This window comes from Streptomyces sp. NBC_00075 (assembly GCF_045041225.1).
GTDB classification, from domain to species: domain Bacteria; phylum Actinomycetota; class Actinomycetes; order Streptomycetales; family Streptomycetaceae; genus Streptomyces; species Streptomyces adonidis.
The window spans coordinates 9,081,944-9,095,000 of record NZ_CP108243.1; the positions used below are offsets into that span (position 1 = coordinate 9,081,944).

The window sequence follows — 13,057 nt, forward strand, 5'->3', positions numbered from 1 at the left end:
CTGCACTATGTCTGATGCTGCGCAGCCCACCGCTGCCGAGGTACGCGCCGCCGCCGAGGCGGTCAAGACCGCGCTCGACCGCCACCTGGCGGCGGTCGAACGCCGGTCGGGGGAGGACGACCCCGATGTCTACGAGGCGTTCAACCAGCTGGCCGCGGCCGCCGAGGTGTACGACGAGCTGCTCTACGACCGTTATGACGAGGTCACCCCCTTCGAGATCCCCGGATCGGACGACGCGCTGCCGCCGTACGCGGGGCCCGAGGAGCCGAACGCGCTGAGTGTGCTCATCCGCCGCGACTACGCGGTGGTGGAGCCGCAGCGGCTGCTGGCGCAGGCACAGCGGGTGGAGGCCGTGGACGACGACGGCACGGGTGTGGAGGCCTCCGGGACGGTGCACGGGGCCCTGGGCATCCTGTTCGGCGAGTTCGAGCCGGACGAGATCGCCTCCCGGCACAAGGAGTTCGGCCTGGAGGAGGCGGACTCCACACTGTGGGTGACGGCCGCGGACGAGGCGACCGACCCCGGCGAGTGGCTGGAGGCCCCCTTCGACCAGGTCGACGCGGAGCGGGTGGTCTGCCGTTTCGACGTCAGCGCGGTCTTCGACGACGAGGGCGACGACATCATCGACGAGGACGACCTCCTGGAGGACGAACTCGAGCCGGAGCTGGTGGCGGTGAGCCTCGACGAGGACGAGGACCTGGAACCACTGGACGCCGATCGCTAGGCGGCGATCGGTCGTCCTGAGGCTGAGGCTGAGGGCGCGGCGGTCACGGGAGGCAGGGCTTCTCGTGACCGCCGTCGTCGTTCGTCGGCGGTCAGCTCAGCCGGCCGGCGGGACCTGGGCCCTGAGCAGGCCCGGCAGCCGTGTCGTACGGGCCTTCGCCGGGACCTCCGCGACCGCGCGGGGGAGTGCCTGGTCCACGCCGTGCACCACGGAGAGGTGGCGCTCCGCGCGGCCGAAGGCCGTGTAGACCCAGGGCCGGGTCAGCGCCGGGGCCGCGTCCCCGGGCAGCACCACGACGGCGGCCGGCCAGTGCAGCCCGACCGCCTGGTGCGCGGTGAGCGCCCACCCGTGCCGCACGCTCTGCTCGACCCGCTCCTTCGGTACGACGACGGGGGCGCCGCCGCACTCCAGGTGCAGCCCCTCCGCGTCGGCCTTGACGACCTGCCCGGGCACCGTCCGCCCCGGCGCGGGCGAGTACGCGATCCGGTCACCGGGGTCGAAGCCGCCGAAGCGGCCCGGACCGGGGTTCAGCCGCTCCTTGAGCGCGGCGTTCAGCGCGCGCGTGCCGGCCGCGCCGCCGTGCCCCGGCGTGATCACCTGGGTCTGCTCGGCCGGGACGCCGAGCGCCCTGGGCACCGAGTCCGCGACGAGCTGCACGGTCCGGTGCACCGCCTCGCCCGCGTCCCGCACGGGGACGATCACGACCTCCTTGCCGGGCGCCTCGACCTGGGTGAGTTCACCGACGGAGACACCCGAGACGAGTTCGCCGATCGGGCCGGGATCGGGCGTGCGCGAGACGATGTGCGGGCACGCGCGTGCGGCGAACAGATCGGCGAAGACCCGCCCGGGACCGGCCGACCACAGCACCGCCGGATCACCGCTCAGCACCAGCCTGGCCCCGTCGGGCAGCGACTCCACGACCATCGCCGCGCTCTCCACGTCGAGCTGCGGCGCGTCCAGCACTACCAGCAGATCGAGCCGGAACGCCCCGTCGGAGTCCCGCCCGGGCCCTTCGCTCCCGCCGAGCAGCCCGGCGACGGTGACGACAGAGTCCGAGTCGTCGTCCTCGGACGGGAGAAGCGCCGCGAAACGGCGGCGGCCGCCGGTCGTGTGCGTTGCCGCGCAGACCCGCAGGCCCAGGGATCGGGCCGCGGTGACGAGGGCGGCCGGTTCGGCGCGCGCCGCGTCACCGCCGGTGTGCAGCACGAGCCCGTGCCCGGCGACGGCCCGGACCAACTCGGCCGCCGAACCGGCGCCCGAAGCCCCGGCCGCCGACTCCCAGTCCTCGGACGCCTCCTTGGGCAGCGAGTTGACGATCCGGGCCAGCCCGTCGGCGAGACTCTCCTCGGCGAGCGCGTACCGCTCCAGCCCGATGAGGACGCGGACGGGCCGCTCCGGGTCCTCGTCGCCCTCCTCTTCCGCAGCTTTCACAGCTTCCGCGGCGCGCCCGGCGGCTTCCTCGACCGCGTCCTGGAACTCCAGGGCCTCGCCCTCCGCGACCGTGCTCTGTACGGCCGTCTCCGGGTCGGGCACGCTGCGCTGGGTGAGGGCCGCGGTGAGCGCGGCGGCGTCCAGGACGGTGTGTCCGGCCAGGGCGGCCTGCTCCAGCAGCCACACGGTGACCGCCCGGCCCCGCCGCTCGTCGTCAGGACCGCACTCGGCGCCGAGCAGCGCCCGCGCGAACCCGTCGGCCTGTTCGGGCCGCACCCCGGCGACCCGGAGCAACTGCCAGGGATCGGCGCGCAGTTGCCCATCGGCTCCCTCACCCAGCACCGAGACGACCTGCGACGCGAGCGTGTCCGGCGCGCCCCCTTCGACCAGGACGCCCCGCACGGCCTCGACGGCTTCGGGCGCGGGCGCGATGTCGCCGGCGACGGGGGTGGGCGAGGCCGGGGGGCGAGCGGCGGGGGCAGGAGCGGGGGTGGGCCTGGCCTCGGGGGCGGCGCGGAAGGCGATGGCCGCAGCGGGCTTCTCCCCGCTCTCCACGGCCCGTACGGCAGCCATCAGATCGGCCGCCGTACCGCTGAGCTTGGCGCCGCTCTCGATCGGCCCCTGCTTCTCGGCCTTGCGCCGCTCGATCCGCTCCCGAAGCTCCCGCTGCGCGGCAAGTTCGGCCTCGGCCTCGGACGGCTGCGCGGAGGCGCTGTCCGCGCCCTTCTCGGTGTCCGTGGCCTGCTCGGCCGACGAGTCGTCCGCCGCCGAGTCCTCGGCAGCGTCCTCGGCGGCGCCCGGGGTCCCCGGCTCGGCTTCCTCCGTGGTGTCGGGCTCCGTGGTCACAGCGTGCTCCAGTCGTGATCGGGATAGCGGTGCACGGGCGCTGACACATCGTCGAGCGCCCGGCAGATCTCGTCAGGAAGACTAAGGGTCTCCACTGACAATGCGGCCGTGAGCTGCTGCGCGTTGCGCGCGCCGACGATGGGGGCGGCCACGCCGGGCCGGTCGCGGATCCAGGCGAGCGCCACCTGCAACGGCGTCACCGCCAGTCCGTCCGCCGCGGTCTGCACCGCGTCCACGATCCGGCCGGCCGTGTCGTCGAGGTACGGCGCGACAAAGGGCGCCAGGTGTTCCGAGGCGCCCCGGGAGTCCACGGGGGTGGAGTTGCGGTACTTGGCGGTGAGGACGCCGCGCCCGAGCGGCGAGGAGGGCAGGAGCCCGATCCCGAGGTCGATGGCGGCGGGGAGCACCTCGCGTTCGACGCCGCGCTGGAGCAGCGAGTACTCGAGCTGGGTGCTGGACAGCCGCGTGCGTATGCCCGGTGCCGCGAGCTGCCAGGTGGCGGCCTTGGCGAGCTGCCAGCCGCAGAAGTTGGAGACGCCGGCGTATCGGGCGCGGCCGCTGCTGACGGCGAGGTCGAGGGCCTGGAGGGTCTCCTCCAGGGGGGTGTCGGGGTCGTAGGCGTGGATGTGCCAGACGTCGACGTAGTCCGTGCCGAGGCGGGCGAGGGAGGCGTCGAGGGCGGCGAGGAGGTGGCCGCGGGAGCCGTCGACGCGGCGGTCGGGGTCGGGGACGCTGCCGGCCTTGGTCGAGATGACCAGGTCGCGGCGGGGTACGAGCCCTTCCATGAGCTGTCCGAGCAGGTACTCGGCCTCTCCGTCGCCGTACACGTCCGCGGTGTCGACGAGGGTTCCGCCTGCTTCCCAGAACGCTTTCAACAGGTCCGCGGCGTCGTGCTCGTCCGTGTCCCGACCCCAGGTCAGGGTGCCGAGTCCGATCCGGGACACACGCAGGCCGGTACGGCCGAGATGCCTCTGCTCCATGAACGCCGAGATTACTGGCCAGAACTGGCCGAGTGTGTTGCCTGTGGACAACGGTTTTCCCTCGCCCCCGCCGCCCCTACCCGTCCCATCCTCGGGGGCGCTGCCCCCGAACCCCCGCTCCTCAAACGCCGGAGGGGCTGAATCCCCAGCCCGTCCGGCGTTTGAGGACAAAGGGGGGTCTGGGGGCGCAGCCCCCAGGGATGGGACGGGTAGGGGCGGCGGGGGCGAGGGGCTTCAGGGGTCCCCGAACTCCCGGTCAGCGAGATGTACGCCCCACCGACATCCCCGCGTCCACACGCTAGTGTCGGTCGCACAAGGGACGTTACTGATCGGTAAGGGGAATCGGCCATGCAGCTCGGGATCAACCTCGGCTACTGGGGCGCCGGAATGGACGCGGACAATCTGGCCGTCGCCCAGGAGGCCGACCGGCTCGGATACGCCGTCTGCTGGGCCGCCGAGGCCTACGGCTCGGACGCCGCCACCGTACTCACCTGGGTCGCCGCCCAGACCGAACGCATCGACGTCGGCTCGGCCATCTTCCAGATCCCGGCCCGCCAGCCCGCGATGACCGCGATGACCGCCGCGACGCTCGACTCGCTCTCCGGCGGCCGGTTCCGCCTGGGCCTCGGCGTCTCCGGACCCCAGGTCTCCGAGGGCTGGTACGGCGTCAAGTTCGACAAGCCGCTCTCCCGCACCCGCGAGTACGTGGAGATCGTACGCAAGGCGATGAGCCGCGAGCGGCTCTCCCACGACGGCGAGCACTGGACACTGCCGCTGCCCGGCGGCCCGGGCAAGCCCATCAAGCTGACCGTCCACCCCGAGCGCGAGCACATCCCGCTCTACATCGCCGCGATCGGCCCGAAGAACCTCGAACAGACCGGCGAGATCGCCGACGGCGCGCTGCTGATCTTCCCGTCCGCCGCGCACATCGAGGACACCGCGATCCAGTACCTGCGCGCCGGGCGCGAGAAGGCCGGGAAGACTCTGGAGGGGTTCGACGTCTGTCCCACCCTCCCGCTCGCCGTCGGGGACGACAAGGACGTGGCCACGCTCGCCGACACCTTCCGGCCGTACACCGCCCTGTACGTGGGCGGCATGGGCAGCCGTAAGCAGAACTTCTACAACCAGCTCGCCCAGCGCATGGGGTACGAGAAGGAGGCCGCCGAGATCCAGGACAAGTACCTGTCCGGCGACAAGACGGGCGCCGCGGCCGCCATTCCGCACGACCTGATCGACCAGACGACGCTGCTCGGCTCGGTGGACCGCATCGCCGACCGGATGCGCGCCTACGCGGCCGCCGGTGTCACCACGCTGACCCTCGCCCCGGCCGGCTTCACGCTCGACGAGCGGATCGCCTCGCTCCGGGCGGGCACCGACGCCCTGGAGCGTGCCGGACTGGCGTAGACAGCCGTAGGAAAGTTCCGCGGCCGTGGTGGGGGCTCGGGGGTCTTCCCCGCCACGGCCGTCACGGAGCACAACGCGTCGGCGGCCCCGCGGTTACGCCCCGCACACCCTCCACACCCTCGCACTTACGTCCCGACGCGCCCCTCCTGGTCCTCCTTTTGGCGGAGTTGTCCGACACAGCTGTTGCAGCGTCCCTGGCACCGCATTTGACTCGTACTTCGACTGGTTTCTTTGACTGGTTCTTTGCGGAACCCTCCAGAACGCGGAACTGCGAGAGGTGCCTCTGATGCTTTCGGCCAGGAGTCTGTTCCAGGAGATCCTCGACAACGACGATTCCTTCCGTCTCTTCTGCTCCATCGCGGCCAGCGGTGAGTCACAGGGCGGCTGGGAGAACGCCCGTATCGCCGCGCTCGTCCCGGCGGACGAACGCGCCCTCGCCCCCAAGATCACCCGCCATGGCGCGGACGAGGACAAGCACGGGCGGATCTTCAACGCCCTCATGAAGAAGCGCGGCCTCCAGCCCGTCGACGTCCCGGCCGACACCGACTACACGATGCTGCTGGAACGGCGGGGCATCGGCCTCGCGCACGAGAAGCTCAAGGGCGAAGAACCGCTGACCGTGCAGGACATCGTCACCTACCTCGCCCACAGCCGTGTCACCGAGCAGCGCGCCTCCGAGGAGATGGACCTGCTGCGCAAGTACTTCGGCGACCACCCCGACCTCGGCCGCGCGGTACGGATGATCTCCAACGACGAGGACAACCACCTCGCCTACTGCCACGAGGAACTCCTGCGCTTCACCGCCGCCGGACACGGCCGCGCCATCCAGCGCACGCTGCGAGAGTGCGCGCTCGCCGAGATCCGCGTCTACCGGGACGTCAGCCTCGCGGTCATGTCCCACATGGGGCGCGTCCTCGGCTGGCCGCGTCCCAAGGCGGCCGTCCTCGCGGCGGGCATCCGCGCGGTGTACGCCTACGAGCGCGCCGTCGGCTGGCGCCGCATGGTCTCCCTGCGGATGCCCGAACGCCGGAACGCGCTGGGCGGCCCGGCGACCACGGCCCCCGAGTTCGCCTGAGCAACAGTCTTACGGCCCTACAGCCAGCCCCTCCGCTTGAACATCCGGTACAGCAGGACCTCCACCACCGCCATCGCCACGATCAGCGCCGGATACGACCACGCCCAGCGCAGCTCCGGCATGTGGTCGAAGTTCATGCCGTAGATCCCGGCGACCATCGTGGGGATCGCGGCCATGGCGGCGAACGCGGAGATCTTCCGCATGTCGTCGTTCTGCCGGACGCTCATCTGCGCGAGATGGGCCGACAGCACGTCGGAGACCAGGCGGTCCAGGCCCTCCACGGACTCGTTCACGCGCGTGAGGTGGTCGCTGACGTCCCGGAAGAAGGGCTCGGCCTTCTCGTGGACGAAAGGCACCCGCGCGCCGAACAGGCCCGTGCCCGAGAGCCTGCCGAGGGGCGCCGCCAGCGGGCCGGTGGCGCGGCGGAACTCCAGGATCTGGCGCTTGAACGTGTAGATGCGGGACGCCGTGTGGCGCGAGCCCCCGCCGGACGGCGAGAACACCTCCGCCTCCAGCTCCTCCAGGTCGGTGCCCAGCTCGTCCGCCACTTCCACGTAGTGGTCGACAATGGCGTCGGCGATCGAGTACAGCACCGCCGTGGGGCCGTGCCGGAGCATCTCGGGCTCCGCCTCCAGTCGGTGCCGTACGGCGGCCAGGGGCGCCTCCAGGCCGTGCCGCACGGTCACGACGAAGGAATCGCCGATGAAGACCATGATCTCGCCGGAGGAGACGATGTCGGCCTTCGGCTCGTACCCGACCGGCTTGAGCACCACGAACAGCGAGTCGTCGTACACCTCCAGCTTCGGCCGCTGATGCGCGTTGAGGGCGTCCTCGACGGCCAGGGGGTGCAGTCCGAACTCCTCGGTGACCCGCTCGAACTCGTTCTCCGTGGGCTCGTACAGCCCGACCCAGACGAAGGCGTCCCCGGACGACCGGCCCGTGCGGCACTCGTCGAGGGCGTCGGAGAAGTCCTCGGGACCCTCCGTCCGGCGTCCGTCGCGGTAGATGGCGCAGTCGACGATCACGGTGCGTATTCTCCCGTCGTCCGGCCGGAGACGCACTCCCGCGTACCACTGGAAGCCGTACGCCTACGCTGGTCCGCATGCCCACGCTGATCCTCGTCCGGCACGGACGTTCCACCGCCAACACCTCCGGGGTGCTCGCCGGCCGTACGCCCGGCGTCGCCCTCGACGAACGGGGTGCCGCGCAGGCCGCCGCGCTGCCCGGGAGGCTCGCCGAGCTGCCCATCTCGGAGGTCGTCACCAGCCCGCTTCAGCGCTGCCAGGAGACGGTCAGGCCCCTGCTCGACGCCCGGCCGGAGCTGCGCGCGCACACCGAGGAGCGGATCTCGGAGTGCGACTACGGGGACTGGTCCGGGCGCAAACTCGCCGAACTGATGGACGAACCCCTGATGCAGGTCGTCCAGAGCCATCCGACCGCCGCCGCGTTCCCCGGCGGTGAGTCCATGCGGGCCATGCAGACGCGCGCCGCCGAAGCCGTACGCGAGTGGAACGCGCGCGTGGAGGCCCATCACGGCTCCGACGCCGTCTACCTCATGTGCTCCCACGGCGACATCATCAAGTCCCTTGTCGCCGACGCGCTCGGGCTCCATCTCGACCTCTTCCAGCGGGTGTCCGTAGACCCGTGTTCCATCACCGCGATCCGTTACACCCGTCTCAGGCCATTTCTCGTTCGCCTCGGGGACACCGGCGATTTCGCCTCCCTGGTGCCGCGCGAGGAACCGCCTGGCGAGGAGGCGACGGTAGGGGGTGGTGCGGGCGCACCGTGATCGTCGGCAGCAGTAGGGTGAAGCGGTCGCGGCAGCCCCGCGGATGCCGAGAATCATTAGATTCAGGTTCATTCTCATTCGATTCAATGGAGACAGGACGTGTCCCGTCAGGTGTTCCTCTACGACCCTCCGGACCGCTTCGTAGCCGGTACGGTCGGACTGCCCGGACGCCGTACGTTCTTCCTCCAGGCCACCGCAGGCCCCCGGGTGACCAGCGTGGCCCTGGAGAAGACCCAGGTCGCCGCGCTCGCCGAACGCATGGACGAACTGCTCGACGAGGTCGTACGCCGTAGCGGGGGCAACGCCCCCGTCCCGGCCGTCGCCCCCACCGAGGTGTCCGACACCCGGCCCCTCGACACCCCCGTCGAGGAGGAGTTCCGGGTCGGCACCATGGCGCTCGCCTGGGACGGCGACGAGCAGCGCATGATCGTCGAGGCGCAGGCCCTGGTGGAGCTGGACGCCGACTCCGAGGAGGACCTCGCGGAGGCCGAGGAGCGGCTCCTCCAGGACGAGGAGAACGGCCCCCCGATGCTGCGCGTCCGCCTCACCGGCGCGCAGGCCCGGGCCTTCGCCAAGCGGGCCCTGGACGTCGTCAACGCCGGCCGGCCGCCGTGCCCCCTGTGCAGCCTCCCGCTCGACCCGGAAGGACATGTATGTCCGCGCCAGAACGGATACCGCCGCGGAGCGTGACGGCCACCCGTACGCCCGCCGAACTGCTCGCCAAGGGTGAGCTGACCGTACGCGGGCGCATCAGCGAGGCGTCGAACGCGGCGCTGTACTGCACGGTCTCGTACGAGGGCCAGGAAGCCGCCTGCATCTACAAGCCGGTGGCAGGTGAACGCCCCCTGTGGGACTTCCCCGACGGCACCCTCGCCGAGCGCGAGCTGGCGGCGTACGAGGTCTCCGAGGCGACCGGCTGGGGTCTGGTCCCCCCGACGGTGCTGCGAGAGGGCCCGTACGGCGAGGGCATGTGCCAGCTGTGGATCGACGCGGATGCGGAAGCGGATGCGGGGGCTCGGTTGCTCGCCCTGGTCGAGGGGGACGAACCCGGACCCGGCTGGAAGGCGATCGGCTTCGCCGAGGTGGGCGAGGGCAGGACGGCACTACTGGTTCACGCCGACGACGAACGCCTGCGGCGGCTGGCCGTCCTGGACGCGGTGATCAACAACGCGGACCGCAAGGGCGGGCATCTGCTGCCGGGTGAGGCGGGGCGGCTGTACGGGATCGACCACGGGGTCACCTTCAACGCGGAGAACAAGCTGCGGACGCTGCTGTGGGGCTGGGCGGGGGAGCCGCTCCCCGCGGAGGCGGTGTCGGTCCTCAAGTCCCTGCGGGACGGCCTGGAGCCGGGCGCACCACTGAGCACCCGCCTGGCGGAACTGATCACTGCGGCCGAGGTGGCCGCGACGCGCGTACGTGTGGAGGCGTTGCTGTCGTCCGGCAAGCACCCGGAACCGAGCGGCGAGTGGCCGGCGATCCCATGGCCGCCGGTGTGAGGGTGCGGGTCGGGGTGGGTCACGCAGCCCGGCGTCCACGGGGTGCCGCCTGCGCCCACCCGTGCCGCCCCTAGCGGCACGCATGCCCGCAGGCTGGGCGGGGACGCTTTTTAGGGGCGCGGGGAACGGCGCGCTCAGCCCCCACCGGCCGGCAGCCGAACGGATCGGGACGGACGGGTCTTTCAGGGGCGCGGGGAACTGCGCGAACAACCCCCACCACCCCGCACCTAAGACATTGAGACGAATCTCGCAAGAGCCCCTTCCCGGCCATCTGGACCCCGTCCGGCTCGTATACGGAACATCCGTCCGGTTACGCTCATGACATGCATGCCTGGCCCGCTTCCGAGGTCCCCGCCCTGACTGGTCAGGGCCGCGACCTGAGGATCCACGACACCGCGACCGGCGGTCTCGTCACCCTCGACCCCGGTCCCGTCGCCCGTATCTACGTCTGCGGCATCACCCCGTACGACGCGACCCACATGGGTCACGCGGCGACCTACAACGCGTTCGACCTCGTCCAACGCGTGTGGCTCGACACCAAGCGGCAGGTTCACTACGTCCAGAACGTCACCGACGTCGACGACCCGCTCCTCGAGCGGGCCGTGCGCGACGGGATCGACTGGGTGGGGCTCGCCGAGAAGGAGACCGCTCTCTTCCGGGAGGACATGACCGCCCTGCGGATGCTGCCCCCGAAGCACTACATCGGCGCCGTAGAGGCGATACCCGGCATCGTCCCGCTCGTCGAGCGGCTGCGGGACGCGGGCGCCGCCTACGAACTCGAAGGGGACGTCTACTTCTCCGTCGAGTCCGATCCCGACTTCGGCAAGGTGTCCAACCTGGACTCCGCCGCGATGCGCCTGCTCTCCGCCGAGCGCGGCGGCGACCCCGACCGCCCCGGCAAGAAGAACCCGCTCGACCCGATGCTGTGGCTGGCCGCCCGCGAAGGCGAGCCGAGCTGGGACGGCGGTTCGCTCGGCCGCGGTCGCCCCGGATGGCACATCGAGTGCGTCGCCATCGCCCTCGACCACCTCGGGATGGGCTTCGATGTGCAAGGCGGGGGATCCGATCTTGCCTTTCCGCACCACGAGATGGGTGCCTCGCACGCCCAGGTGCTGACCGGCGAGTTCCCCATGGCCAAGGCGTACGTCCACGCCGGCATGGTCGCGCTCGACGGCGAGAAGATGTCGAAGTCCCGGGGCAACCTCGTCTTCGTGTCCGCGCTGCGCCGCGACGGCGTCGACCCGGCCGCGATACGGCTCGCCCTGCTCGCCCACCACTACCGGGACAACTGGGAGTGGACCGACCAGGTGCTGGCGGACGCCGTCGCGCGGCTCGGCCGCTGGCGGGCCGCTGTGTCCCGGCCCGACGGGCCGTCCGGTGACGCCCTCGTCGAGGAGCTGCGCGAGGCCCTCGCGAACGACCTGGACGCCCCGGCCGCCCTGGCCGCCGTGGACCGCTGGGCCGCCCTCCAGGCGGAGCAGGGCGGTACGGACGAGGGCGCCCCCGGCGTCGTCTCCCGCGCAGTGGACGCCCTGCTGGGCGTCGCGCTGTAACGGAGGGCACCCATACGGGGGTGGGGCGCCGGGCGGGTCATTCGCCCAGCGCCCCTCCTGTGCCCAACCCGTTCAGCCCGTGATCACCAAGCCGACGATCTCCTCGCCCGAGAACCACACCCGTACGTCCGGACGCCCGCCCGCGAACGCGCTGTGCACCGCCTGCCGGATCTCCGGGGACGGACGGTCGAGGCTGCGCCACGCACCCGCCACGAACAGCCGGAGTCTGGGCGGGAGTTCGCGCGGGTAGGGGAGCAGCTCGTCCCAGTAGCGCTCGGCGCGGCCCGAGCCGACCGCCTCCGGCAGCAGACGCGTGACCGCCGCCCTGATGTCCGGCCTGCTGCCGATCCGCTGGGACACAGGTCGGCCCGGAGCGTCCCGTTGTGGGGATCCCGTGGCCCGCAGCACCGTACGGGCGCCCTCGGGGGTCATCGGGGGCCGGGCCGCCGCCTTGAGCATGCCCTGGAGCGCGGCCAGGGCGCCGGTCACCGTCGCGGCGGCGGCGGAGGTCCCGGAGAACCTGTCCGTGTACCAGGCGATCTCCTCGGGGCCGCCTCGCAGGTCGCCCGGCCGGTCCCGTAGGCCGCCGGCGGTCGTGACCTCGGCGCCCCAGCCCTGTGCGTCCACGCGGGCCCCGTGGTTGGAGAACGCCAGCCGGGACCGGTCGGGGCCGTGATCGCGGCCGTGGGTGCCGGGCGGCGGGGCTCCCGCACCGACCAGGACCGCGCCGGAGCACGGGTCGGACACGTTGAACGGATTGCGCCACCACTCCGGGAACCCGGCCGGGCGGCGCTCGTACACACCGTCGTCCAGCGACTCGGCGCCGTTGCCCGCGGCGGCCACCACGAGGATGCCCTTGGCGGTGGCGTGGCGGACGGCGGCGTGGTCGTCCGGCCACCATTCGAGGGCGATACAGCCCCGCTGGTCGTCCCGGGGAGCGAAGCCGAAACGCGGTCCCGGCCGGTGCAGTCCGACCAGGACGAGGTCCCCGGGGCCGAGCCGTTCGGCGGCGGCGTGGATCGCGGCGGCCGTGCCGAGCCCCTGGACGGACGCGGCGGCCGTCACCGCTTCCGGGACGATCCCGGTGATGCCGGGCCCGTCGCGGTCGGCACCGAGCACGCCGAGCACGGACGTACCGTGGTTGCGCCAGGCCAGGTCGGCCAGCGGGGTCCCGGCGACCACGCCCGTCAGCTTGGCGGCGAGCCCCTCGTGGCCGAGCTGCCAGGCGCCTCCCACGTCGATCACCGTCACGCCCCGGCCCGTGCCGCCGGGCCGCTCCCAGGCCCAGTGGGCGTCCACACCCTCGGGCGCGGGCTTCAGGTAGCCCTGACGCCCGGTGAGGTCGGGAGTCACGGTCACGCCCTCCGCCGCGCCCGCTCCGGTCGTCCGCGACGCGGCCGGTAGGGCGCCCGGTTTCACATACGCCGTGTCGATACCCGGCAACTCGGCGATCCCGGCCCGCAGTTCACGAACGCGCCGCTCACCGCCCCGCACCCGGTAGAACAACGCGAGGTCGGGCAGACCCGCCGCTCCTGTGCTCCCCGAACGCCGAAGGCGCTCCTCGCTGCCGAACAGCGGTTCCAGGACGAGCTGTTCGGCGCCGAGGAACCTGCCGAGGGCCGACACATCGGCGTCGGCGGCCGAACGTACGCCGTCGGGCCGGGCCCGCAGCCGGGCCTCGGGACGGGCGACGACGATCAGCTCCTGCTCGGTCCCCTGACAGATGAATCCCGGCTGTACCTGGTCGGTCATCGCAAAC

Annotated in this window: 11 protein-coding genes; 7 read left to right on the forward strand and 4 right to left on the reverse strand. The window is 72.2% G+C overall.

From position 1 onward, the window contains the following. Nucleotides 1–7: 7 nt before the first annotated feature. Nucleotides 8–724, forward strand: coding sequence for a hypothetical protein (locus OG787_RS39790; RefSeq protein ID WP_369034701.1), 717 nt, complete (start codon nucleotides 8–10; stop codon nucleotides 722–724). A gap of 96 nt (nucleotides 725–820) precedes the next feature. Here OG787_RS39790 and OG787_RS39795 read toward each other — a convergent pair whose 3' ends face one another. Then, nucleotides 821–3,001, reverse strand: a complete 2,181-nt coding sequence (locus OG787_RS39795) for a helix-hairpin-helix domain-containing protein (protein ID WP_405538509.1) — start codon at nucleotides 2,999–3,001, stop codon at nucleotides 821–823. Then, complete coding sequence (locus tag OG787_RS39800; protein WP_369034699.1) at nucleotides 2,998–3,981, reverse strand: aldo/keto reductase; 984 nt, start codon at nucleotides 3,979–3,981, stop codon at nucleotides 2,998–3,000. Before OG787_RS39800 ends, OG787_RS39795 begins: the two co-directional genes overlap by 4 nt. Nucleotides 3,982–4,329: 348 nt before the next feature. Between OG787_RS39800 and OG787_RS39805 the strand changes: the two genes are divergently transcribed. Then, nucleotides 4,330–5,385 (forward strand): LLM class F420-dependent oxidoreductase, encoded by a 1,056-nt coding sequence (locus OG787_RS39805; protein WP_369037203.1) that lies wholly within the window; start codon nucleotides 4,330–4,332, stop codon nucleotides 5,383–5,385. Nucleotides 5,386–5,671: 286 nt separating this feature from the next. After that, a complete protein-coding gene (locus OG787_RS39810) occupies nucleotides 5,672–6,460 on the forward strand; it encodes a ferritin-like domain-containing protein (protein ID WP_369037204.1) in 789 nt (262 codons plus the stop codon). A gap of 17 nt (nucleotides 6,461–6,477) precedes the next feature. Here the strand turns inward: OG787_RS39810 and corA are convergent, their stop codons facing one another. Beyond that, nucleotides 6,478–7,485, reverse strand: coding sequence for a magnesium/cobalt transporter CorA (corA, locus tag OG787_RS39815; RefSeq protein WP_369037205.1), 1,008 nt, complete (start codon nucleotides 7,483–7,485; stop codon nucleotides 6,478–6,480). Between the two features lie 77 nt (nucleotides 7,486–7,562). On the opposite strand from corA, the gene OG787_RS39820 reads away from it, so the two are divergent. The 4 genes from OG787_RS39820 (at nucleotide 7,563) to mshC (ending at nucleotide 11,298) form a co-directional block, all read left to right on the forward strand. Then, a complete protein-coding gene (locus tag OG787_RS39820; protein ID WP_405538511.1) occupies nucleotides 7,563–8,249 on the forward strand; it encodes a histidine phosphatase family protein in 687 nt (228 codons plus the stop codon). A gap of 99 nt (nucleotides 8,250–8,348) precedes the next feature. After that, nucleotides 8,349–8,939: a DUF3090 domain-containing protein gene (locus tag OG787_RS39825; RefSeq protein ID WP_369037207.1), complete on the forward strand. Its 591-nt coding sequence runs from the start codon at nucleotides 8,349–8,351 to the stop codon at nucleotides 8,937–8,939. Beyond that, a complete protein-coding gene (locus OG787_RS39830) occupies nucleotides 8,903–9,745 on the forward strand; it encodes an SCO1664 family protein (protein ID WP_369037208.1) in 843 nt (280 codons plus the stop codon). Before OG787_RS39825 ends, OG787_RS39830 begins: the two co-directional genes overlap by 37 nt. Before the next feature lie 323 nt (nucleotides 9,746–10,068). Further along, nucleotides 10,069–11,298: a cysteine--1-D-myo-inosityl 2-amino-2-deoxy-alpha-D-glucopyranoside ligase gene (mshC, locus tag OG787_RS39835; RefSeq protein WP_369037209.1), complete on the forward strand. Its 1,230-nt coding sequence runs from the start codon at nucleotides 10,069–10,071 to the stop codon at nucleotides 11,296–11,298. Nucleotides 11,299–11,370: 72 nt separating this feature from the next. On the opposite strand, the gene OG787_RS39840 is transcribed toward mshC, so the two are convergent. Continuing rightward, entirely contained in the window at nucleotides 11,371–13,050 is a 1,680-nt protein-coding gene (locus OG787_RS39840; protein WP_405538514.1) for a S8 family serine peptidase, read from the reverse strand. Between the last annotated feature and the right edge of the window lie 7 nt (nucleotides 13,051–13,057).